Origin of the sequence: Anabaena sp. FACHB-83 (genome assembly GCF_014697485.1) — a bacterium.
In the GTDB taxonomy this organism is placed as follows: Bacteria; Cyanobacteriota; Cyanobacteriia; order Cyanobacteriales; family Nostocaceae; genus Nostoc_B.
Window position 1 is genome coordinate 138,239 of the sequence record NZ_JACJRY010000009.1, and the last position, 23,479, is coordinate 161,717.

Annotated in this window: 25 protein-coding genes; 18 read left to right on the forward strand and 7 right to left on the reverse strand. The window is 41.3% G+C overall.

Features of this window, described 5'->3' with window-relative positions; all coding sequences use genetic code 11:
- Positions 1 to 30: 30 nt before the first annotated feature.
- Both H6G79_RS13650 and H6G79_RS13655 read left to right on the forward strand, forming a co-directional pair.
- Positions 31 to 285, forward strand: coding sequence for a FitA-like ribbon-helix-helix domain-containing protein (locus H6G79_RS13650; protein ID WP_190589436.1), 255 nt, complete (start codon positions 31 to 33; stop codon positions 283 to 285).
- Entirely contained in the window at positions 282 to 707 is a 426-nt protein-coding gene (locus H6G79_RS13655; RefSeq protein ID WP_190589437.1) for a PIN domain-containing protein, read from the forward strand. Before H6G79_RS13650 ends, H6G79_RS13655 begins: the two co-directional genes overlap by 4 nt.
- Before the next feature lie 53 nt (positions 708 to 760).
- Here H6G79_RS13655 and H6G79_RS13660 read toward each other — a convergent pair whose 3' ends face one another.
- Positions 761 to 1,450 (reverse strand): Uma2 family endonuclease, encoded by a 690-nt coding sequence (locus H6G79_RS13660; RefSeq protein ID WP_190589438.1) that lies wholly within the window; start codon positions 1,448 to 1,450, stop codon positions 761 to 763.
- 121 nt (positions 1,451 to 1,571) lie between these two features.
- On the opposite strand from H6G79_RS13660, the gene H6G79_RS13665 reads away from it, so the two are divergent.
- Genes H6G79_RS13665 through H6G79_RS13675 form a run of 3 tightly spaced genes read left to right on the forward strand, consistent with a single transcriptional unit; the run spans position 1,572 to position 2,853 of the window.
- Complete coding sequence (locus tag H6G79_RS13665; RefSeq protein ID WP_190589439.1) at positions 1,572 to 2,297, forward strand: Uma2 family endonuclease; 726 nt, start codon at positions 1,572 to 1,574, stop codon at positions 2,295 to 2,297.
- A gap of 17 nt (positions 2,298 to 2,314) precedes the next feature.
- On the forward strand, positions 2,315 to 2,641 hold the full coding sequence (locus tag H6G79_RS13670) for a hypothetical protein (RefSeq protein ID WP_190589440.1): 327 nt from the start codon (positions 2,315 to 2,317) through the stop codon (positions 2,639 to 2,641).
- Between the two features lie 14 nt (positions 2,642 to 2,655).
- Positions 2,656 to 2,853: a hypothetical protein gene (locus tag H6G79_RS13675; RefSeq protein ID WP_190589441.1), complete on the forward strand. Its 198-nt coding sequence runs from the start codon at positions 2,656 to 2,658 to the stop codon at positions 2,851 to 2,853.
- A 71-nt stretch (positions 2,854 to 2,924) separates the two neighbouring features.
- Here H6G79_RS13675 and H6G79_RS13680 read toward each other — a convergent pair whose 3' ends face one another.
- Positions 2,925 to 4,094 (reverse strand): cysteine desulfurase family protein, encoded by a 1,170-nt coding sequence (locus tag H6G79_RS13680; RefSeq protein ID WP_190589442.1) that lies wholly within the window; start codon positions 4,092 to 4,094, stop codon positions 2,925 to 2,927.
- 215 nt (positions 4,095 to 4,309) lie between these two features.
- Here H6G79_RS13680 and H6G79_RS13685 point away from each other — a divergent pair, with 215 nt between their 5' ends.
- The 8 genes from H6G79_RS13685 to H6G79_RS13720 all read left to right on the forward strand — a co-directional run bounded on the left by H6G79_RS13685 (position 4,310) and on the right by H6G79_RS13720 (position 12,017).
- Entirely contained in the window at positions 4,310 to 5,938 is a 1,629-nt protein-coding gene (locus tag H6G79_RS13685; RefSeq protein WP_190589443.1) for a DUF655 domain-containing protein, read from the forward strand.
- Between the two features lie 350 nt (positions 5,939 to 6,288).
- On the forward strand, positions 6,289 to 8,226 hold the full coding sequence (locus H6G79_RS13690; protein ID WP_190589444.1) for a hypothetical protein: 1,938 nt from the start codon (positions 6,289 to 6,291) through the stop codon (positions 8,224 to 8,226).
- Positions 8,227 to 8,612: 386 nt separating this feature from the next.
- Positions 8,613 to 8,858 carry a ChaB family protein gene (locus tag H6G79_RS13695; protein WP_190589445.1) on the forward strand — a complete coding sequence of 82 codons (246 nt, stop codon included), beginning with the start codon at positions 8,613 to 8,615 and terminating at the stop codon, positions 8,856 to 8,858.
- A 170-nt stretch (positions 8,859 to 9,028) separates the two neighbouring features.
- Positions 9,029 to 10,228 (forward strand): NAD(P)/FAD-dependent oxidoreductase, encoded by a 1,200-nt coding sequence (locus tag H6G79_RS13700; protein WP_190589517.1) that lies wholly within the window; start codon positions 9,029 to 9,031, stop codon positions 10,226 to 10,228.
- Between the two features lie 117 nt (positions 10,229 to 10,345).
- The gene (locus tag H6G79_RS13705; protein ID WP_190589446.1) at positions 10,346 to 10,996 is read left to right on the forward strand and encodes an HAD family hydrolase; all 651 of its coding nucleotides are present in this window, start codon (positions 10,346 to 10,348) and stop codon (positions 10,994 to 10,996) included.
- A gap of 1 nt (position 10,997) precedes the next feature.
- Complete coding sequence (locus tag H6G79_RS13710) at positions 10,998 to 11,417, forward strand: XisH family protein (RefSeq protein ID WP_190589447.1); 420 nt, start codon at positions 10,998 to 11,000, stop codon at positions 11,415 to 11,417.
- Positions 11,405 to 11,740, forward strand: coding sequence for a XisI protein (locus tag H6G79_RS13715; RefSeq protein ID WP_190589448.1), 336 nt, complete (start codon positions 11,405 to 11,407; stop codon positions 11,738 to 11,740). Before H6G79_RS13710 ends, H6G79_RS13715 begins: the two co-directional genes overlap by 13 nt.
- A gap of 124 nt (positions 11,741 to 11,864) precedes the next feature.
- Positions 11,865 to 12,017 (forward strand): hypothetical protein, encoded by a 153-nt coding sequence (locus H6G79_RS13720; protein WP_190589449.1) that lies wholly within the window; start codon positions 11,865 to 11,867, stop codon positions 12,015 to 12,017.
- On the opposite strand, the gene H6G79_RS13725 is transcribed toward H6G79_RS13720, so the two are convergent.
- A complete protein-coding gene (locus H6G79_RS13725; RefSeq protein ID WP_190589450.1) occupies positions 11,997 to 12,542 on the reverse strand; it encodes an NUDIX hydrolase in 546 nt (181 codons plus the stop codon). The genes H6G79_RS13720 and H6G79_RS13725 overlap by 21 nt on opposite strands.
- Positions 12,543 to 12,630: 88 nt before the next feature.
- Entirely contained in the window at positions 12,631 to 13,107 is a 477-nt protein-coding gene (gene folK, locus H6G79_RS13730; RefSeq protein WP_313933913.1) for a 2-amino-4-hydroxy-6-hydroxymethyldihydropteridine diphosphokinase, read from the reverse strand.
- A 367-nt stretch (positions 13,108 to 13,474) separates the two neighbouring features.
- On the opposite strand from folK, the gene H6G79_RS13735 reads away from it, so the two are divergent.
- The 3 genes from H6G79_RS13735 to msrA all read left to right on the forward strand — a co-directional run bounded on the left by H6G79_RS13735 (position 13,475) and on the right by msrA (position 17,535).
- Complete coding sequence (locus H6G79_RS13735) at positions 13,475 to 15,859, forward strand: transglycosylase domain-containing protein (RefSeq protein ID WP_190589518.1); 2,385 nt, start codon at positions 13,475 to 13,477, stop codon at positions 15,857 to 15,859.
- Positions 15,860 to 15,869: 10 nt separating this feature from the next.
- Positions 15,870 to 16,466: a hypothetical protein gene (locus H6G79_RS13740; protein ID WP_190589452.1), complete on the forward strand. Its 597-nt coding sequence runs from the start codon at positions 15,870 to 15,872 to the stop codon at positions 16,464 to 16,466.
- A 400-nt stretch (positions 16,467 to 16,866) separates the two neighbouring features.
- Entirely contained in the window at positions 16,867 to 17,535 is a 669-nt protein-coding gene (gene msrA / locus H6G79_RS13745) for a peptide-methionine (S)-S-oxide reductase MsrA (protein WP_190589453.1), read from the forward strand.
- Positions 17,536 to 17,731: 196 nt separating this feature from the next.
- On the opposite strand, the gene H6G79_RS13750 is transcribed toward msrA, so the two are convergent.
- The 3 genes from H6G79_RS13750 to H6G79_RS13760 form a co-directional block, all read right to left on the reverse strand.
- The gene (locus H6G79_RS13750; RefSeq protein WP_190589454.1) at positions 17,732 to 17,914 is read right to left on the reverse strand and encodes a hypothetical protein; all 183 of its coding nucleotides are present in this window, start codon (positions 17,912 to 17,914) and stop codon (positions 17,732 to 17,734) included.
- Between the two features lie 83 nt (positions 17,915 to 17,997).
- Positions 17,998 to 18,237, reverse strand: coding sequence for a hypothetical protein (locus H6G79_RS13755; RefSeq protein WP_242048338.1), 240 nt, complete (start codon positions 18,235 to 18,237; stop codon positions 17,998 to 18,000).
- A 419-nt stretch (positions 18,238 to 18,656) separates the two neighbouring features.
- Complete coding sequence (locus H6G79_RS13760; protein ID WP_190589456.1) at positions 18,657 to 19,058, reverse strand: hypothetical protein; 402 nt, start codon at positions 19,056 to 19,058, stop codon at positions 18,657 to 18,659.
- Positions 19,059 to 19,523: 465 nt separating this feature from the next.
- Between H6G79_RS13760 and H6G79_RS36740 the strand changes: the two genes are divergently transcribed.
- Both H6G79_RS36740 and H6G79_RS36745 read left to right on the forward strand, forming a co-directional pair.
- A complete protein-coding gene (locus H6G79_RS36740) occupies positions 19,524 to 20,945 on the forward strand; it encodes an NB-ARC domain-containing protein (protein ID WP_242048342.1) in 1,422 nt (473 codons plus the stop codon).
- A 134-nt stretch (positions 20,946 to 21,079) separates the two neighbouring features.
- A complete protein-coding gene (locus H6G79_RS36745; protein WP_242048344.1) occupies positions 21,080 to 23,179 on the forward strand; it encodes a WD40 repeat domain-containing protein in 2,100 nt (699 codons plus the stop codon).
- The last annotated feature ends 300 nt before the right edge of the window (positions 23,180 to 23,479 follow it).

A 23,479-nucleotide genomic window follows, 5' to 3' on the forward strand; every position in this document is an offset into this window, starting at 1 on the left:
TTTCAATCTTTGAATTACCGGAGGTTCGGTATGGCTCAAATCCTAGTTGAAAATTTAGATCCAGTAATTCTAGAAAAACTAGAAAATCTTGCTAAACAGCATGGTAGGTCTTTGCAAGAAGAATTAATACATATTCTTCAACAAGCCGCAGAAACAGTAACAAATTACCACACTGGGGGCGATATGCAACAAGTTAGAGATGCAGTAACACGCGCTCAGGTAAGATATGCAAATAAATTTTTCAGTGACAGTGCTGAACTTATCCGTGAGGATAGAGAACGGTGAGCCGATATGTTTTAGATGCCAGCATTGCTATAAAATGGTTTGTGCCAGAAATTTACTCTGAGGTCGCCAGACGTTTACTAGCAAGTAATCATACTTTTTTGGTTCCAGATTTTTTCTTTGCAGAAATAGCAAATGTTATGTGGAAAAGAGTACGTCGTGGTGAAGATACTGCTGAGAATGCAAGGCAAACTTTGACAGATTTAAATGCAGTTCCTATAGAAATTTATTTATCTCAGCCATTAATGCCACTTGCTTTAGATATTGCCATGCAAAGCGATCGCGCAGTATATGATAGTTTATATCTAGCTCTAGCAATTTCGCAAAAATGCGAGATGGTGACAGCAGATGAGAAATTTTACAACGCGCTGCAAAACACTGTTTACGTTAATCATCTTTTGTGGGTGGAAAATATTTCAACTTAGATAAAAACTACGTATCTATAGGATTTCTGAAATTGAACCATAAGTAGAATCCACTATATAGAATCGGGGTCAATACCTAATTCTTGCAGTTTTGCGGCCAAGCGATCGCTACGTTGTTTTTCTTGTTCGGCGCGTTGCTTTTGTTGATATGCGATTTCTTCTGGTGTGGGGACTAATTCACCTTCAGCCGTAAAAAAGCGTAATTTATTTTGAGCAATTCCTAAATACAACTCTAGCTGCTGACTCCATAACCAACCTTGAGCATTTGGTTCTAATGGTTGATACTTACCAGCTACCAAAACAAACCCAGCAAATTCTAAATTATTGGGGTCAAACCAAAAGTATTCCGGCGTGCGAAAGGTGTTTTGATAAATTTCTTTTTTTAAGCCTCTGTCTGTGGCGGCGGTAGAATCTGAGAGCAGTTCAATAATCACGTTGGGATATTTACCGTCTTCTTGCCAAACTACCCAGCTTTTACGAGGTTGGCGTTCTGTTCCCAATACTACAAAAAAATCAGGGCCGCGAAAATATTCTGACTTGCGTTGGCGCGGACTGTAGTAAATGGTGATATTTCCAGAAACATAAAAATCATTGCGGTTGCTCCACCACAATTCTAGACACTGAATTAGCAGCGTCATTTGTAGCCGATGTAAGTCACTTTCCAAAGGCGGTTCGTCACTATATAAATCCCCTGGGGGAAATATAACATCTTCTGGAGTTTCTAAATCTTGGGCAACAGACATGACTACAACTATCTCATTGCTATCAGTTTAGCGTAGCAGTGCAACGTGATACCTGATGACCAAATGTTTCGCCGTTAGTTGCTAAACTAAAAAACAACCCTTATCCCTGCAAAGGTGTTTTATGACCTCTGCAATCAATCGAGCTACTGAAGAACTTACTCCTTTCCCAGACCATACGCAGCTACCAGAATCAGACGGAAGTTTCGTGAAGAATTGGCAAGAACATCCCCAAAGTATTTTATTGACTGACTCAATTACACCAGTACTCAAAAAATTACATCCTGACGGTCATTATTGTATTGGTCAAGATTTAGGTATTTATTGGCGCTTAACTGATCCTCCAGAGAAAGGCGCAGAAGCACCAGATTGGTTTTATGTAGGAAATGTACCGCCTTCATTTGAGGGACAAACACGACGTTCTTACGTGTTGTGGCGTGAGTATATTTCCCCATTAATTGCTTTAGAATTTGCTTCTGGTGAAGGGAGAGAGGAGCGAGATAAAACACCCTTGAAGGGAAAATTTTGGATTTATGAACAAGTAATTCATCCAGCTTTTTACGGCATTTATGAAGTAAGTAAAGCTAGTGTGGAAGTTTATCACTTAATTGAAGGACAGTATCAACTGTTACCAGCTAACGAACGTGGGCATTATCCCATACATCCTTTAGGTGTGGAATTAGGTATCTGGCAGGGAGAATACCAAAATATGGCATTACCTTGGCTACGCTGGTGGGACTTGCAAGGTAATTTATTGTTGACTGGTGACGAACGCGCCGAACAAGAACGCCAAAGAAATGAACGCTTAATTGCTCAATTGCGATCGCTCGGCGTTGAACCAGAAGTTTAGTTATTGGGCTGACTGGTATGAGAAAAACTCCAGTTGATTTGTATCGTATGGGAAATGCAACTTCCTCCAGGATGGATAACATTCGTTCACAAGACATTGAAACTTACGAAGAAGATGGTGATATTTTGGTTGTTGCAGGTTCTGGCGGAATTTCAACGTTTGCTGTTCAGGGAATTGGCAAGAATTGGTGGAAGTTGGAAAAAGGAAATGATATTCCTAATGAACTCCGCTTGGTGAATGATTACGGCAATCACTGGCTATGGGAACCAAGCTATACTATGCGAATGGAAGACTACAAAACAGCATTGCGGTTAGTGGGTGAGGCATTTTACAAAGTTAATTAAGGGAGTATTTGAACGTGAATTTTTCTCCTAAAGCAACTCGGTTTATTGTTGAGGCAATAGAATACAGGATTGATGCTTATCAAAAGCAATTAGAGGCAGACAATTTAAGTGATGATGAGATTTCAGACATCACCAATGACATGATGTTTCTGGAATCATTGTTACAGGAGTTGAGAAAAACTATTTCAACAACTGCCCCATCAGTTTTTTAATGCAATTAACTGGCTGAATACCCCACAAAGCAAGTATATCGCTCGGCGTTGAACCGGAAGCTTAGTTAATATCAACGTGTGGCTAATGTAAAATCTGCGGTGATTCGTTGTAAAACCTGTTTCAATACCATCGCCGTCCAATCAATATCTGCTTCCGTGGTATCTCGTCCTAATGTAATGCGAATACCTCCCAGGGCTGCTTTTTGGGAATAACCCATAGCTAATAATATCGGGCTGGGGCTGAGTTTACCGCTATGACAAGCAGCACCCGCACTAATGCCAATACCCGCTAAATTTAATTGTCGCACCAAGGTTTTACCGCTCAGTTTTTCACCGTCGGCGTATTCCAGACAGAAACTTGCATGATGGGGTAAACGATGGATGCGATCGCCTGTGGGAATTAAACCAGGGACATCTGCTAACAAAGCAAATAAGCGATCGCGCAAATCAATTAGCCTTGGTGTTTCGGTTGGTAGTTCTTTGGCGGCTAATTCAGCAGCGACACCAAACCCAGCAATCATCGGGACAGCTTGCGTCCCCGAACGCATCCCCATTTCTTGCCCACCACCAGTTAACAGAGGCATAATTTTGACATCAGGACGAATATACAACGCCCCGACACCTTGCGGCCCGTAGATTTTATGGCTAGAAATGCTGAGTAAATCAACTGGTAATGTCTGCACATCCAGGGGTAAACGTCCCGCAACTTGCACTGCATCAGTGTGGAAAATTGCACCATGCGATCGCGCAATTCTGCCCAACTCGCTAATTGGTTGAATTGTCCCGACTTCACTTTGTCCGTAAATGATTGACACCAAAACAGTGTTATGTCGCAATGCAGCTTGTAAATCTAACGGGTTAACTCTTCCTAGGTTATCCACTCCCAAGCGTGTAATTTCCCAACCCCACATTTCTAGCATTCGCACCGTTTCGGAAATGGCGGAATGTTCCACACTAGAAATAATGATATGTTGCGGTACAGCATACAACCTTGCCACACCAATAATTGCCAAATTATCAGATTCTGTACCGCCACCCGTAAAAATAATTGATTCAGGATCAATAGCGTTAATTAAGTCTGCAACTTGAACTCTGGCTTGTTCCAGAACAGTTGCAGCCCTTTGTCCCCACTCATGCAAGCTAGAAGGATTACCCCACTGTTGAGTGAGAATTGCTTGCATCGCTGCGATCGCTTCTGAGCGAGTTGGAGTAGTAGCACTGTAATCTAAATATATTTGCATATCACAACATTAGGGCGGAAAGACATGGGCAATGGGCTACTCACTATTTTCACCATACAAAGCTGTCTGGTTAAATCTTGAGAAAATGTGAATTAATCTGCATCAATAGGAAGATTTTTTAACTGCCGATCAAGCTGTTTACCTCTTTAAATTGGCGTACTGCATTTTGGGAACAATAACTATGTTCGCTACCAATTTACTTTTAGCAGATTACCGTGCCAATTTTTCGTAGATCAGGGTATTTTGGGCTATTTGCCTTAATATTTGTGACCACAGCTTGTCAACAAGTTAAATCATCCCATCAGCGTTTATCACCTTTACCACAAGATTCATTGATTCAAGTCTATTTAAATCAGTCTGAATCTTCAGAATATCGTGAATCTTACCGTCAGCAAACCCGACGAGGTGATGACTTAGAAAAAATCATTGTTGATACTATTTCTCAAGCAAAATCTACAATAGATGTAGCAGTCCAAGAATTACGCTTACCCAAAGTCGCCCAAGCATTAGTAGACAGACAAAAAGCCGGGGTAAAAGTGAGAGTAATTTTAGAAAATACTTATAGTCGTCCTTGGAGTAGCTTTACAGCAGCAGAAGTTAAAAAACTAACAACTAGAGAACAAGAAAGATACAAAGATTTTTATCAATTTATTGACTTAAATCACGATAATCAACTCAGCCAGGAAGAAATTAATCAAAGAGACGCATTAGTAATTTTACAAAATGCCAAAACTCCTGTAATCGATGACCAAGCTGACGGTTCCGCAGGTAGTAATTTAATGCACCACAAATTTTTGATTGTGGATAATCGCATTGTAGTTGTAACTTCGGCTAACTTCACCCCTAGCGACACTTTTGGCGATTTTAGCAATCCTGTTAGTGTAGGTAATGCCAATAATTTACTCAAAATTGATAGTCCCGAATTAGCAACTGTGTTTACCAAAGAGTTTAATATTATGTGGGGTGATGGCCCTGGAGGTAAACCAGACAGCAAATTTGGCATTAAAAAACCACTGCGTCCTCCCCAACAAATTACCATCGGTGATAGCAAAATTACAATCCAATTTTCTCCGGCTTCTCCTACTCAACCTTGGAGTCAAACTAGTAATGGGTTAATTGGCGAAAAGTTAAACACTGCTACTAAATCAATTGATTTAGCATTATTTGTCTTTTCTGAACAGCAACTTGCCAATATTTTAGAACAGCGTCATCAACAAAGTATAAATATTCAGGCTTTAATTGATGCTAAGTTTGCTTATCGTTTCTACAGCGAAGCCTTAGATATGATGGGAGTAGCTTTGAGTAATAAATGTAAGTATGAAAATGACAATAAACCTTGGTCAAAGCCAATTACTAGTGTGGGTGTACCTGTATTAGCCAAAGGTGATTTACTCCATCATAAATTCTCAATTATTGATAATAGAATAATCATTACAGGTTCACATAATTGGTCAGATGCAGCTAACAATGGCAACGATGAAACTCTGATGGTGATTGAAAATCCTACAGTGGCGGCTCATTATGTGCGAGAATTTGCCCGTCTTTATGCCAAAGCACAACTTGGTTTACCATCAGAAATTCAAGCAAAAATGCAAGCAGAAACCAAAAAATGTCCGACAATATCTGCACCAACTTCCAGCCAAAATCTCATCACCCAAAAAATCAATCTCAACACAGCCAGTCTGGAAGAATTAACCACTCTTCCTGGTGTGGGTAAAAAGTTAGCTCAAAAGATAATTATTGCGCGTCAACAACAAAAATTTACCTCCCTCCAAGATTTAGAGCAAATTCCTGGTATCAGTGCCAAGATGCTGGATAAATGGCGCGATTATGTGACTTGGTAGTATATTTCCTTGACATTTTATTTGTGATTTGTATTTGCTGCATTTCCCAAGAAAATCTAAATATTTTGCAGATAAAGAAAGCTTCACTGTAGAGTAATTGAGTGGTTGATTAGCAACCACTTATTTGCTGCCGATATTGCGTCTGTTCTGTCTTAGTTTATACATTCATTAGTCTGTTCTGACATAATGACAGGCTATATCTTAAGCCTGAGTGGCATCAATATTTTCAACTAAAAAAATCTGCGTCTACGCAAAATGCTCTCTCAAAAAGTAGAGCAAAACTTGAAGACACAGCTAATGATCATAATCCGATTTCTCAACTAAAACTCAAAAATTGGGAGCAATATCTCATGTCAACGATTAATATTCCTGGTGGAACAGTCGTTACAGAAGGCGTAATCCTGGATGATTTTGGCGAGTCTTTAAGAGTTGCAGGTGAGTTAGTTACTGCGGGAACTCAACCAGGGGTACTTACACAAAACACCCTCAATCAAATCAATGTTACTGGTAGTGGACTAATTCGCAGCACCAATACAGCAATTCAAGTCGCCGGAATTGCCAGCACCATCAATAATAGCGGTACGATTAATGGCGCTTTTAATGGCATTAACATTATTAATGCCAGTGTAGCTTCAGCACGAATTAATAATACTGGGTTAATTACCAGTGCTAGTCGCGCCATCAATATTGGTAGTAGTGGCGGTATTTTGACTAATAGTGGACTAATAACCACCACTGCTGATCCCCGTAATGGCACAATTTATGGTGACTTCACCGCTAGTAATGTCTTGATTGATAACCGCGCTAATGGGGTAATTGAAGTTGGCGCAGGTTTAAATGGTGATGCAATTTCCTTAGAATTGGGTGCAGAGGTGAATGGTTCGATTATTAATCGCGGCTTAATTCAAGGTCGTGGTTTACCGGATGGCGCACCGAATAACCAAACCAACCAAGCCGCAGCCATTAGGCTGTATTGGGTTCCCGAATCGGGTTCTCACACTTCCATATTTAATGGCAACATTGAAAACTATGGCACTTTAGCGGCGGAAAATGGGGCGGCGGTAATCATTGAAAGATATACTCAACTCAATGGTTCAATTATTAATCGCGGTGTAATTCAGAGTACTAACCCTAGCAATGGTACGGGTATTCTCTTAGTGGATGGTAGTGAAGTTACTGGCAGAATTGTCAATAATGGCATTATTAACGGTGGACGCGACGGCGTGAATTTTGCCAATGGCGGTCGAGTTAATGGTGTGCTATTCAATACTGGCATAATTACCAGTACTAGCCGGGCGGTGAATATTGGCGGTAATCAAGTCAGAGTAATTAATCAAGGCTTAATTACCACTACAGCCGACCCGCGCAATGGCACAATTTATGGTGATTTAACAGCGCGTAATATTTTTATTGAAAACCGCGCCAGTGGCGTAATTAGTGTTGGCGCAGGCTTAAATGGGGATGCGATTTCCTTAGAATTAGGTGCTGAGGTGAATGGTTCCATCATTAATCGCGGTGTAATTCAAGGTCGAGGCGTTGCTGATGGTTTACCAAATAATCAAACCAACCAAGCCGCAGCTATTAGGCTTTATTGGGTAGCAGAATCAGGTTCTCACACTTCTATATTTAATGGCAACATTGAAAACTCTGGCATTTTAACGGCGGAAAATGGGGCGGCTGTCCTGATTGAAAGATATACTCAACTCAATGGTGCAATTATTAACAGTGGTGTTATTGATGGTGGTTTAACTGATGATGGACAGTTAGCGATCGCAGCTAGTCAAGCTGTAGGTACTGTTAAAGTCCGTAACAGTGGCATAATTAATGGAGACATTCTGCTAAGTGCCAATAACGATACATACAACGGTCAAGGCGGTGTAGTTAATGGCACTATTTATGGTGGTGATGGCGATGATAGCTTGATTGGTGGTAATCAGAGAGATATCTTTGTCGGTGGAGCCGGTAACGATAGTTTATATGGTAATGGTGGCAATGATATTTTAGATGGTGGCGCTGGTAGTGACATCCTGCGGGGTGGTGGTAGTTCCGATACCTTCCGCTTTGGTGGTGAGATTTTCCAAGACGGCTTGCAGGATTTAGATACGATTGTGGACTTTCAAGCTGGTGACAGCTTTGATTTTAGCCAGTATTTTCAGATTGGTGCTTCTGTCAGCTTTATTCGCAATCAACAAGACTTACTTGTTAATCTCAGTAACGAAGATTTCATCATTGTTCGCGGAAATATCAACGCCGCGCAACAACAACTTACAGCATTGTTAGCACCATAAGTTACAGCAGATTTGATGTTTATGAGGTACAGCAACTGATTAAAAAAGTAATGAGTAATGAGTCAGAAATTTACTTATTACTCATTACTTACAGCGTTTTTCTGTTGATTGCAGTACAAGTTGATAGGGGCTAGAGGCTAGAGGAATGTACTTTATTGAGATAAAAAACGCTGTATTACTCACTACTCATTACTTATTACTCATAGTGTACCTCACTGACTTAAAACATGCTGTAGAGCAAAATTGTCAGGCGATCGCTTGTTGATGGCAAATAAATATTTCTGTTGACCTATTGATATTTATTACCCATTTCTACTGAAAGTCAGAGGAAGTTGTATGGCTAGATTTTCTAGGATTAACCCAGGTCAAAATACTGGAGTTAGTTTATGCCTTATAACAAAATAGAAGAATTACCTCAAGATATTCAAGACAAACTTCCTCAACATGCTCAACAAATTTTCTGTGCTGCTTTCAACGCCTCTCAACATGATGGGTTAAGTGAAGCAGGTGCTACTGATGTTGCTTGGAATAGTGTACGAAACGAATACGAACAAAGTCAAAATGGCGAATGGCACAGAAAAGCTGAAGATACCGCCATACACAATAAATCCGTGACTTCTGGTGGTAATTAACTCAGAAGAAGGGGTGTAGGGGTATGGGGGTATAGGGGTGTATGTATCTAAAACCCTTACACCCTTTCACTTTTTCACCCAATCTCCAAAGGAAATCTTTGTGAGTCAGTCCTAAAATCATTACACTGAGAGGTAGATGCCCGACGGGGATTAACCATCCTATACAAATGATGACTCAACAAACTCAGAGAATTTTAATCCTTGGTGGAGGCTTTGGTGGTCTCTACACTGCGTTGCGCTTAAGCCAGTTACCTTGGGAATCGCAGCAAAAACCCGAAATTGTACTGGTAGACCAAAGCGATCGCTTTCTATTTTCCCCCTTACTTTACGAATTGCTTACAGGCGAATTGCAAACTTGGGAAATTGCGCCTCCCTTTGCCGAACTTCTCCAAGGTACAGGTGTACGTTTTTACCAAGCAGTAGTCGCAGGCATTGACACCGACCAGCAAAGAGTACAATTACAAGACGGGCCAGAAATTCCTTATGATCGCTTAGTGCTGGCTTTAGGCGGAGAAACACCACTTGATATGGTTCCCGGCGCTACATCCTACGCCTTACCTTTCCGTACTATCAACGATGCTTACCGCCTAGAACAACGGCTGCAAATTTTAGCAGAATCCGAGACTGATAAAATCCGCATTGCCATTGTGGGTGCTGGTTATAGTGGTGTGGAATTAGCTTGTAAACTAGCCGACAGACTGGGTGAAAAAGCACGTTTGCGGTTAATTGAAATCAGCGACCAAATTTTACGCACCTCCCCAGAGTTTAACCGCGAAACCGCCAAGAAAGCTTTAGAAGCCAGGGGTGTATTTATTGATTTAGAAACCAAAGTGGAATCAATTGGTGCAGATACCATTTCACTGGAATATAAAAATCAGATTGATACGATTCCTGTAGATTTAGTGATTTGGACTGTAGGTACACAAGTCACGCCTGTGGTGAAAAACTTACCTTTTAAACAAAACCAACGTCATCAAATTACGACCACACCAACCCTACAAGTAGTTGACCACCCAGAAATCTTCGCCTTGGGAGATTTAGCCGACTGTCGGGATGCGGAAGATCAACAAATTCCCGCCACAGCCCAAGCAGCTTTTCAACAAGCTGATTATACCGCGTGGAATATCTGGGCTTCTTTGAGCGATCGCCCTTTGTTACCCTTCCGTTATCAAAAACTTGGCGAAATGCTGGCCCTGGGTACAGATAACGCCACTCTCACGGGTTTAGGCGTGAAACTCGACGGTTCTTTAGGCTATGTGGCGCGTCGTCTTGCCTATTTGTATCGAATGCCGACTTTAGAACATCAACTCAAAGTTGGCTTTAACTGGCTAGTCCGTCCTATTATAGAGACAATTTCCCAATCAATTTAATCTCGTATTATTTTGGGTTGGGAATTGTTTTGAGTATTTGGGTTCTATCAATCCATCTGTCCTTGTCTTGGTTCACATTAGTATCACGTTCAAAATACATTCATTACAAACAGTTTGATGGAACGACCGAAAGTTATTTTTCTAGATGCTGTCGGCACAATATTTGGTGTCAAAGGCAGTGTAGGCGAAGTATATAGTCAGATAGCCAAAGAATTTGGTGTGGAAGTTTCTGCGCCCAGATTAAATCAAGCATTTATCCAAAGTTTTAAAGCTGCACCACCACCGATATTTTTAGATGCAGAACCAGCCGATGTACCTCAACGCGAGTTTGACTGGTGGCGAGTAATTGCCCTCAATACCTTTGAGACGGCTGGTGTTCTCCAGCAATTTTCTGACTTTTCGGCTTTTTTTAGCGAACTTTATATTCATTTCGGCACGGCTGAACCTTGGTTTATCTATGCTGATGTCGTGCCATCTTTAATGAACTGGCGACGTTTGGGAATTGAACTAGGGATTATTTCTAACTTTGATTCTCGAATTTATTCTGTGTTGCAAAGTCTGGGAATTAGTGACTACTTTACCTCAGTGACAATTTCCACTCAAGCATGTGCAGCTAAACCCGATCCCCAAATTTTTGCCGTTGCTTTAGAAAAACATGATTGTGCGCCGTCAGCAGCATGGCATATTGGCGACAGCATTGTGGAAGATTATCAAGGGGCGAAGGCTGTTGGGATGCGCGGGATTTGGATAAATCGGGATAAAAAATAGAATGTCTGCTAGAGACAAATTTCATTATGCTGTTAAACAGGGACTAGAAAAAGAGGGATGGGTAATTACTCATGACCCATTAAGGATTGAATTTGGTGAAGAGGATAAAATTTCCATCGATTTGGGAGCAGAGAAACTTATAGCCGCAGAAAAATATGAACAAAAAATAGCAGTAGAAGTTAAAAGTTTTCTCAGTGATTCAGCTATTTTTGATTTTCATCTAGCTTTAGGGCAATTTTTGAATTATCGTCTGGTTTTAGAAGAAACTGAACCAGAACGTCTGCTATATTTAGCTGTCCCGCTTGAGGCTTATGAATCATTTTTTTATCGAGATTTGCCCCAAGCTTCTATTAGGAGATATCAAATTAAGTTAATCATTTATGACTCAAGAAATGAGGTAATTATCAAATGGATAAATTAACGAGATATCGCAAATATATTCAGCAAGTATTAACTGAAGAATCTCACGGAAAAGTTTTAGGGGGAGAAATTGAATCAGAAACAGTTTTTGATTTAGTCAATGACCGTTACTTATTAATTGATTTGGGTTGGAACGAACATCGCCGGATTTATAACTGTGTACTTCATTTAGAAATTAGAGAAGAAAAAATTTGGATTCAACGCAATCAAACAGACACAATCATTGCTGATATATTAATAGCTAAAGGAGTTGCAAAAAACGATATTGTTCTGGGACTGCAACCTCCATATATGAGAGAATATAGTGGATTTGGAATTAGTTAATCTCCAGAAAAATAAGGGTAAAAGGGTATTAAGACCAAAAACTAATTGTGGCGTAGCTTGAGTTGAGTAACGTAGATGCGTTCCGCGCGGCTTCTCGAAGACTAACCCACCATCCAAGCAAACTTTGTTGGGTTTCGCTATCGCTTCCCCCAACCTACTTTTCTGCTTAACTTATGGTAATGAATTTCAAAGCAAAAGCGATCGCTCTGAGTCTGGTAGAATCAACGAGCGATCGCTTTTGATTATCCAACAACAACTACAAAAAAGGACGCGCTAAGAAAAAGCTGGCGATTGATTTTGCATCAACTGGTTCGCCTTGTAAAATTGCGGCTTCCAGTTCCTCTGGTGTCATCAGGACTGTTTCAATATCTTCATCTTCATCTTGGGTTGGCGGCTTTTCTAGCTTTTCTAAATCTTGAGCGAGAAAAGCATAAATAATTTCATCGGAATATCCCGGCGCAAGGAAAAATTCACCGAGTTTGCGCCATGTTTGGGCGCTATAGCCTGTTTCTTCTTCAATTTCCCGCTTGACTGTTGCTTGGGGATCTTCGTTATATTCTAAAGTGCCTGCGGGAAATTCTAAGATTCTGCCTTGAATGGCGAAGCGATACTGACGCACAAGCACCAGTTTTCCTTCATTGGTGACAGGTACAGCCAACGCCCCGCCGGGGTGACGAATGCACTCCCATTCTCCTTCTGATTTGTTGGGTAAACGCAAACGATTCACTTCAAAATCAAATTTGCGTCCTTTGTGAAATAGGCGCTGCTTTAATAACTGTGGTAATTCTCTACCTAATGGCATAGTGATGTTTTTATCTTTTCAAAATCAACGAACAAACTGTGTCTGTCGTTTGTGGGATCAGGATTTTGCTTGTTTATGGGTAGTGACTTTAATTGCTCTTCAGTAAATGTACATCAGAACAGTCTACATCTTTTACCAACTGTTTGATCGTGTATCCGGAAACTGGCTCAATCCAGTCCGGTGCAATTTCGGCTAAGGGAACTAAAACAAATGCTCGTTCTCGCATTCGCGGATGGGGGATTTGCAAATTTGGCGTGTCTAGAATTACCTGATCATACAACAACAAGTCTAAATCGAGCGATCGCGGCCCCCAACGTTCTTGCCTAACTCTTCCAAATTGCTGTTCTATGGCTAACAAGGTTTCTAGTAATCCCTGCGGTGAGATGTTTACTTGCATGATAATACAGCCATTAATATAATCTGGCTGCGGCGGCCCTACTGCTTTGGTTTTATACCAACTGGATGTTGCTGTTAATTGCATGTTTGGTACTGCACTTAACTTGGCGATCACATCTGTTAATATTTGCCAAGAATCCCCTAGATTACTTCCCAGTGCTACCGCTATCCGTACACCTTCCTTACTACTAAGAAATTCTCGCCCACTATCATCAGGATGATTTGTTATTTTTTGCTCCCCGTTGAGACCGGATACTTTTAACAATTTTTCTTTGAAGAATTAAATAAAATTACAGCTTGAATCTTGACAAAATTCTACTATTAAACAGCAGAATAATATTTTATGTAGCAATGAATTCAGTTAATTATTTATAGGATAATATACTAACACGAACACAGTTAATTAAACCCTAAAATCTCTTTTAGACGGTTAACCTGTGTTTACTTGGAGCAAGGAACTAACGTGGGGAATCTCACCTCCTGGTTCAAGCAACAACCAACAAAGTTTGAGTGACTCTGACAAGGAGGAACCGCGATTGTCGCCTGGGAATCAATATAAAAATGAAGAATCCACCGACGAGAGCTTAAGCCCAACCAAGGTGGGAAAAGCCAGCCAAGTATTTGGCCGGGTGGCTCATGTTTCCTCTGGAATAGTCAAGATATTCACCAGTAGGGAAAAGCCATTTTATCGTCGTTTCTGGTTTTGGGCAGTACTCACTGTCGGTAGTGGCGTGGTTGGTACGAAATATATCGTCACCTCCATCGATAAAACTCTGCCGGATAAATCAGAATTACAAGCTGTGGTTCGGGAACAAACCTTAACCATCAAAGCTGCTGATGGAGAAATTCTCCAACAGCAAGGAGAAGCTACCAGAGAACAACTTAAAATCACACAAATTCCTGATACTTTAAAAAAAGCCTTTATTGCCTCAGAAGACCGCAGATTTACAGAACACAATGGTATTGATCCCCAAGGGATTGCCAGAGCAGGTTTAAATAACTTGCGATCGCAAAATGTCGTCGAAGGTGGTAGCACCATTACCCAACAATTAGCCCGGATTTTATTCTTAAAACAAGAAAAAACCATCTGGCGCAAACTCAAAGAAGTTCGTCTCGCCCAGAAACTTGAAAAAGAATTTACTAAAGACCAAATTTTAGAACGTTATTTGAATTTGGTTTACTTAGGTTCCGGTGCCTATGGTGTAGCTGATGCCGCTTGGGTATACTTCAGCAAACCAGTAGACCAACTAACTTTAGCCGAAGCAGCCACCATTGCTGGTTTAGCCCCTGCACCGAGTTTATATTCGCCAGCCCAAAATCCAGAAGCCGCGAAACAAAGACGCAATCTGGTATTACAACGGATGCGGGAAGATGGAATTATTACCGCCGCCGAAAGTCAAGCAGCTGCTCAAGAACCCTTAGTGGTCAAAACCAGCTTACCCAAACGGTTACAAGTAGAGTCACCATATTTTACAAGTTACGTCCAGCAAGAATTACCCAAATATGTTCCCGCAGACGTGCTGGCGGCTGGAGGGTTAACAGTAGAAACCACCTTAGAACTGAAATGGCAACAAGCCGCCGAAGCCGCAGTTACAAAAGTATTACAAAATCAAGGGCGCTGGGAAAACTTTAAGCAAGCCGCTTTAGTGGCCATTGAACCCCGCAGTGGTGAAATTAAAGCAATGGTGGGCGGTAAAGACTTTGGCACAAACCAATTTAATCGCGTTACCCAAGCCAAACGTCAACCAGGCTCAACCTTTAAGGGATTTGTCTACGCTGCGGCGATCGCGACTGGCAAAAGCCCTTACGATACTTATTTAGATGCACCCTTTGTCGTCGATGGTTACGAACCCAAAAACTATGGCGAAAAATTCCGGGGCATGATGAATATGAGAGATGCACTCACGCGTTCCGTGAACATAGTTGCATTGAAAGTTTTACTAGATGTCGGATTTGAGCCAACAATTAAACTAGCCCACGATATGGGCATTAAATCAAAACTAAATCGCCATTATTCTCTCGCTCTCGGTTCTAATGAAGTCAACCTTCTAGAATTAACCAGCGCCTACGGCAGCTTTGCCACCCAAGGCTTACACGTAGAACCCCACGGTATTCGGCGCATTCTGAACCGCCAAGGTCAAGTTATCTGGTCAGCCGATTTTAAATCACAACGGGCTTTAGATGCTGATAGTGCCGCCATCATGACTTGGATGTTACGTAACGTGGTTGTCGAAGGTACAGGTGCAGCAGCCCAACTCGATAATCGGCCTGTAGCTGGGAAAACTGGCACTTCCGACGAAGCTAGAGATTTGTGGTTTATTGGCTACATCCCGCAAGTTGTGGCAGGCGTTTGGCTAGGTAACGATAATAACCGCCCTACTTATGGCGCTAGTGGTAGTGCAGCTTACACCTGGCACGAATTTATGGAAAAAGTGACAGAGGGAATGCCAGTCGAAAAATTCCCCGAAAGACCGAAATTAGAAGGTCGCAAAGGCACAATTAAAGCCGAACCAGTTAAATCGAAAAAATTCCGCAACAGTTCCAGTGACGATAATGAGGAGGTAAATTCCAGCGACTCTGATGATAGCAGTTCATCTCGCAGACGACGCAGAAATAGTTACCAGCAGCAAGAAGATAATTCAGAAACACCTAGAAGACGGCGGCGATATCAAGCCCAAGAAGATAGCGGTGACACACCCAGAAGAGGGCGACGCTCTCGTACAGGCGAAAATGAATCTAGTGCCACAGCCACAGAACCATCTCGTTCTCGCCGCAACTCCAGGCAAACAGGATCAGACTCGGCCGCACCGCGTAATTCTCAACCTGCTTCCACTGGTAATAATTCTGGTTCTTCAGGTTCTGGTGGAACATCAACACCCAGTTGGCGCGATAGACTAAGACCAAAGTCTTCTTCACAATAGTCAACTGTTCATGACTGCTGAATTACCCTCAATTACGGCATCAGAGTTTGTCGCCACGTTAACACAAGCTGGTCAAAATAGCGATCGCCCATCAGCTAAAGTAGTGGTTGATGCTTTATTACAAGCTGAAAAAACCGCCAAACAGCAACGCCTTAGCTATAATTTTGATTCTCTTGTCGGAACATGGCGACTTTGTTTTGCCACCGGCACACGTAAAGTGAGACAGCGTGGCGGCATTATTTTAGGCAAAGGTTTTTATTGGCCTAGATTTACGCCAACTTATATTTCCTTTAGTCAAATAACACCAACCACAGGTGAAATTAGCAATCAGGTAAAACTAGGGTCTGCGTTGTTAAAACTCACAGGCCCAGTTAAATATTTAGGCAAAAAAAACCTTTTAGCATTTGATTTTACTCATATCCAAATTGGTTTATTTGGTCGTGTTGTCTATAACAAACCTCTAGGTAAAAACAAATCACAAACAATAGATTTTGACAACCAACCCATAGCTAAATTGCCATTTTTTGCCTTCTTTTTAGTCACAGATAATTTGATCGCTGCCCGTGGTCGCGGAGGCGGATTAGCATTGTGGGTGAAAGAACAATGAGTTGATAATTCTCAACCTACCCTCTTGCCTACACAGCAATAGGATATTTTTTAATTTAAAAGTAACGGGATGTGCAACTTATTTTTATAACCCCTCTCCAAACCTCTCCCCGAAACGGAGAGAGGCTTTGAGTTTTGCTCCCCTTCCCTCGTAGGGAAGGGGTTGGGGGTTAGGTTTGAGAAAAAGTCGCACACGGCGTGAAGTAAGCTAATCAGCATTTAAGCTGCACTATTGAAATTGTACATAAATGACTTAAACTCTCTCCTCTGCCCCTCTGCTCCCCTGCGGTCTAAACTGCAAACTAAGTGCTTAATAGCTTACCTCACTCCGTAGCGATCGCCAGAATCGTTAGAATATTAACTACACTGAGAATGTATAGCAAACCTTAGAGTTAGAAACTATGGTACTGTTTGGATTTGGTAAAAAAAAGCTAAGTCTTCCCACTGCCGAAGAAGCTTTGCCAGGACGGTCAAAGGTAATGCCTGTACCTGCTCATCACTATGTAAATAACAATCCCCTCAAACCACCTTTCCCCGCAGGTATGGAAACGGCATTATTTGGTTTAGGCTGTTTTTGGGGTGCAGAACGTAAATTCTGGCAACTACCAGGCGTTTATACCACTGCTGTTGGTTATGCAGCCGGAATTACACCCAACCCCACTTACGAAGAAGTATGTACAGGTATGACTGGTCACAATGAAGTCGTCTTCGTTGTATTTGACCCCCAAGTTATTAGTTACGCTCAACTTCTCAAAGTTTTTTGGGAAAGCCACAACCCCACCCAAGGAATGCGCCAAGGTAACGACGTTGGCACACAATACCGTTCCGGGATTTACGTCTATTCTGCAAGTCAAAAACAGCAAGCCGAAGCATCACGAGATGCTTATCAACAAGAACTAACCAAAGCGCGTTATGGCGAAATCACCACAGAAATTCTCGATGCACCAGAATTTTACTATGCTGAAGCTTATCATCAGCAATACCTCGCCAAAAATCCCAACGGCTATTGTGGTTTAGGTGGGACAAATGTTGCTTGTCCGGTAGGTGTGTTTCAGGCAGAAGTGAAGTAAGAGCAATCTTCCCTTAAGATACATTCTGCACCTAACCCCGACGAATGGAATGAGACTGTTGGCTAATTGATAGGTGGTCTAACCCATCGTTAATTGACCAGAAGGCTATAGTATGTATATTCATTCATTGCACCAAATGACTTCAGTCGCTTGGTGCAATGAATATAAATACCCTTTTCTAAACCCTACCTCAAGCTTACTGTTTTGGTTTATTTTTGGACTTGTGAGAACCAAAGCTATAAGCCATTGCAATTTTTACGATGTCAAAGTAAGCCGGATGATTCTCTTTATTGACAATTGCCAGAGAGATTGATCCTGCAACTAAGATGACTAAAATTGGTGAGAGTGTATCACCTTTGAAGCCATTGTTATCGGACATAAATATGACCTCCGTAATGTGAAGCCTTTGGCTAAATGAAAACCAAGCCAAAGGCTATATGTAAAACAGCACCAGAATTGGAATTAACGCCAGGACTCAATCATCATTGCGATCGCAAATAAGCAAAACAACGAGGCTGCACCCCGGAAAAACCAAACTAAAACATCGAAAGATAGCAGGCTGTTGGCAATGGCGATCGCACCGAAAATATGAAACACTACAAAAGCGATCGCAAAACCAGCCAACGTCCATAGAAAAAACTTCAATCCTCTGGCAGTCAAGATTAAAAGTGGATTGTGGCGGTCTTGATGGTTAGTTTTCATAGTTTTATTCCTGTTTTCAGATGGGAGTTGAACGAGAGACCCTTGATCTTGTTTGTGATTGCTCATAGAATTTCCTTCCTGATAGAAAAACCTAAGCAAAAAGCCAGATACGTAATTTTGATTACATATCTGGCTTGTAAACTTCTGATTTATCGAAAGCCAAATTTCTTCAGAGAAATAAGTATTTAGTTGTCTTGATCACCTCGCCAAGCTGCCAGTCTTCTAGACTTTGGGATAGCTGTGGCGATGAAGCAATACGGTTCGGTTAACAAATGTATCTGTTGAGGTGAGCAGGGGGGCGGAGGAGCTTCAGGTGCAGGGGAGAGCGTACCTTCGTTCCCCCTTTCACCCCTGCACCCCTGCACCCTTGCTTGCCTACACAAGTAAGTTTCTTATCCGAACCGGGGCGATGGAGGGGATTATTTTTGGTTGTGAGACTGCCTATAAGCTATCCATGCTTCGATGATTTCTTCGTACAGTGTATGGATGTCTTGTAGTTGCTTTTGATTCACATGGTGGCGGTGGTTTATATGACTCTTCAAGTTGACAAAAGTCTCGTGGTTAGCTTTTCTACTGGTAATCATTAACTCGCCATGTTGAGTTTCCGATAAGGTTTCGATGAGTAAAATGCTCATGTGAGAAAAGACAAGTGGCAACTCAACTTCACACCATTGTTTCGGCTTGAGAACAATTTCTGGGCTACCTCTTTCTTGAGGTTTGAATATAGAAGCGGTTTCTGGGGATGGTTCTCCTATTTTCAAGACAGTTTTGACAGAGTTGGAAGTTCTGATAAAGTCTGACAGTCGTGAGCAGCTGTTCATTTTTGTTGCCCCCTGATGTTGCCTGTTGAGTTGTTGTGACTTATCTGTATATCTCACATATACCTCTCTGTACATAAGATAATCACATCTCAATTAAAAAAGCAAGCTCTTAAAAAGAATTTTTCTTAAAGATTTTTTTGTGTCTGTAAACTTATGTATAAGTTTCGCATCTAATATATCTCACGTAGATATAAAAAGCTATACTTGTAGTAGGTTTTTATACAACAAATCTTTATAAACGGCTCATTCGGTGAGAAAAAAATCAGCCATATTTTTATTTTCTAGGATAAAAATATAGTTGACATTGATAAAATCTGAAATAGGATAGCTATCAACCAGTAATACAATTGTGTATTTACTAGCGATTCTGTAGTGGTAGAGTCTTTTTTCGATTTAGCAGGCGTGCTATAAAAAAATGTTCTCACATACTGATAAGTTAAATATATTGTGTGGAGCTTAAATGAGATGACGAGCGCAGCAGATATGCCTCTGCTTCCTGATGATTTCATTACAAATGTTGCTATTAGACATAATGTAACGAAAACTGAGCTAGAGGCATTATTATTAGCATTAAACGACTTTTCTGGTGCGGAAATTGCGGAAAAGCTGAAGATTTCGCAACCCGCAGTCAGAAAAAGATTAGGAGAAAGTTACCGCAAATTAGGTATAGAAGGCAGTGGTAATAAGAAAATTTATAATTTGAAACAAAAGCTATATGCTCAGTATCAAGGTATTCCAGAAAACCTGACTTCATCAAAAGATGACTGGGGTGAAGCTGTTGATGTCGAAGGCTTTAAAGGTAGAGAAGAAGATGTTACAGATTTAAAGGAATGGATAGTTGGTAGCGATCAGGCTGTGCAGTGTCGGCTAGTAGCGGTTTTAGGTATAGGTGGAATTGGTAAGACGGCGATCGCCGCCAAAGTTGCCCAAGAAATCAAGTCAGAGTTTAAATATTTGATTTGGCGATCGCTCCGCAATGCACCACCCCTAGAAGAAATTCTCAACCAACTTTTGCGATTTTTACCTAAAGATGCGGAAGAATACCTAAAAATTAATGAAAATAGTGAAAATAACAAAATTATTCGGGAAAATAACAAAATCCTGGCGCTGATTGATGTTTTGCGAAAACATCGATGCTTAGTCATTTTAGATAACGTCGAATCGGTGCTACGCAGTGGCGAAGGCAAAACACAAGAATGTGCTGGTGAATATGAACAGGGTTATGAAAACTATGGCTACTTTTTTAAAAAAGTAGCAGAGGCCTTACATGAGAGTTGTTTATTAATCACTAGTCGAGAAAAACCAAAAGAAGTCGCAGCTTTAGAAGGCAAAAATCTGCCAGTGAAAGTTTTGCAGTTATCTAGCTTGGATTTAGCAGAAGCTAGAGAAATTTTGCTAGATAAAGGCTGTAAAGAATTTACAGATGAGCAGTTAGCAGAATTAGTCACCAGATATTCTGGGAATCCTTTAGCTTTAAAGATAGTAGGTACTACAGTTTATGACTTATTTGGCAATAATGTTACAGAATTTTTAAGAGAAATTCGAGAAGCCAACGCTGTTTATGGAGATATTCGCACACTTTTAGACCAGCAATTTAACCGCTTGTCAGAACTAGAAAAACAAGTGATGTATCGGCTGGCAATTTATCGGGAATATGTATCCATAGCAGAACTGAAAAATGATTTAAGAGACACAGAAGCAGAGTTAAAAATCCTGGAAGTTATTGAATCATTATTAAGGCGATCGCTCATTGAAAAAGAAGCAAACGCCAGCAGATTTCGTCAGCAATCTGTAGTGATGGAATATGTCAGCGCCCGCTACATAGAACAGGTGACTCGTGACTTGAGTGAAAAAAAAAACCGGAGTTTATTAATGCCCACCCTTTAATTCAGGCGCGATCGCTAGATTATATCCGGCAAATACAAGAACGGCTGATACTAGAACCAGTCAAACAACAGCTAATCAAAGCTTTTGGTACAAAAACTGCACTCGAAGCCCATTTACGAAAATTACTGCGGACTTTGCAGCAAGATTCGTCCTTAAGCAAAGGTTACGCGGCTGGGAACTTAATCAATCTGCTGCGACAACTCCAGATAGATAAATCCCAGCCAGACTCTGAAATTGATTTAAGTGGGCGTGATTTTTCGGGTTTGACTATTTGGCAAGCTTATCTCCAAGATGTCAACTTAAAAGATACCAGCTTTGCCAATGCTGATTTAAATGGTTCGGTCTTCACAGAAACCCTTTCTAGCATTGTTTCTGTGAGATTTAGTCCTGATGGTAAATTTTTTGCCACAGGTTTAATCACCGGAGAAATTCGATTATGGCGGACTGCTGATACTAAGCAAATTCGCATTTACAAAGGTCATAGCGCCTGGGTTTGGGCTTTTGCCTTTAGTCCAGATAGTAAAATTCTCGCCAGTGGAAGTGCTGACTACACAGTTAAACTCTGGGATGTGCAAACAGGCGAATGTCTCCACACATTCCAAGAACATACTAATAAAGTTTATTCCATAGGGTTTAGTCCCGATGGTTCTTTATTAGCCAGTGCAGGTGAAGACCAAACAATTAAAATTTGGGATATTGCGACCAGAGTTTGTCTGCAAACACTGACTGATCATGATGGTTGGGTGTGGTCTGTCACCTTCCAACCATCCCCAACTATTAAAAATACTTTGTTATTGGCTAGTGGTAGTGCCGATAGCAAAATCAAGCTGTGGGATGTCAAAACGGGGAAATGCTTAAAAACCTTGCAAGGTCATAGTCGTGATGTCTACTCTGTCGCTTTTAGTCCCGATGGGCGAATGTTAGCCAGTGGTAGTAGAGACCTCACCTTGAGATTGTGGGATGTAAATACAGGTAAATTTCGGCAAATGTTGGCGGGACATAGTAAAAAAGTTTATTCCGTGCGGTTTAGTCCCGATGGTCAAATTTTGGCTAGTGGTAGTGAAGATAGAACCATTAAACTCTGGGATATTGTCCGGGGTGAATGTTTGAAAACCTTGCAAGGTCATTATAGTCAGGTGTGGGCGATCGCATTTATTCCTGATAACCGCACTTTAATCAGTTGTAGCGACGACCAAACAGCTAGACTTTGGGATGTAAATACAGGAGATTGCCTGAATATATTGCAAGGCTATACCCGTGATGTCTATTCTGTAGCATTTAGCCCCGATAGCCAAATTCTCGCCAGTGGAAGAGATGACCACAATATTAGTCTGTGGAACTTACAAACATCAGAATGTCAGATTATCAGAGAACATCAAGGGCGGATTCGTTCAGTCGCCTTTCATCCCAATGGGCAAATCCTCGCCAGTGGTAGTGCAGATAACACCATCAAACTCTGGGACATTAAAGACATTCACCATAGCAGGTGTATACAAACCCTAATTGGTCATAGTAACTGGGTATGGTCAGTGGCTTTTAGTCCTGATGGGCAAACCCTAGCCAGCAGCAGCGAAGACCGCAGCATTCGCATCTGGGACATTTCTAGTGGTGAATCTGTGAGAAGAATCAAAGAACATAGCCATTGGGTGTGGACAGTAGCCTTTCATCCCCAAGGCAAGATGTTGGCTAGTGGTAGTGCAGACAGTGAAATTAAACTTTGGGATGTGGCAAATGGAGAATGTCTGCAAACATTTACCGAACATCAAGACATGATTTGGTCAGTGGCTTTTAGTCCTGATGGACAGCTTTTAGCCAGTGGTAGCGAAGACCAAAGCGTGAAGTTATGGAATATTAGCACAGGTCAATGTATTCAAACCTTGACAGGACATCAGCAACAAGTCTACTCCGTCGCCTTTAGTCCCGATGGGCAGATATTAGCCAGTGCTGGTGCTGATACCACTGTGATGTTGTGGCTAGTGAGTACAGGTGAGAACTTCGATATCTTCAAATTGGGACATACAGCCGCAATTCGTTCTTTAGCTTTTACCCCCGATGGCAAATTCTTAGCCAGTGGTGGTGAAGACGAAAAAATTCAACTGTGGGATGTGAAGACTGGTAGTAGAGTGCGATCGCTTAAACCAGACCGCATATACGAACGCATGGATATTAGCAACACCACAGGCTTGACCGATGCGGAAAAAGCTTCTTTAAAAATTTTGGGTGCTGTTGATTAAAGTGAATTCGACCAGTTTAAAAACCCCTCTCCAAACCTCTCCCCTAAAAGGAGAGAGGCTTTAAAATTTTAGCCCCTCTCCGCGTCGGAGAGGGGTTGGGGAGAGGTCATCGAATTCATATTTGATTAAAGTTCTCCGCTTTCCGGCTATAGGGTTTTCAAAATGAATACATGAATGATGGAATTTTGTGTCTCAAATCCTTCTGAGGATATATGAATACAAGTCCATTATTCTGTTTTTCTGTTCAGTTATTAAGTGAATTTTTTGAGCATTTTCCTATTTTACTGATAGTTTAGGTGC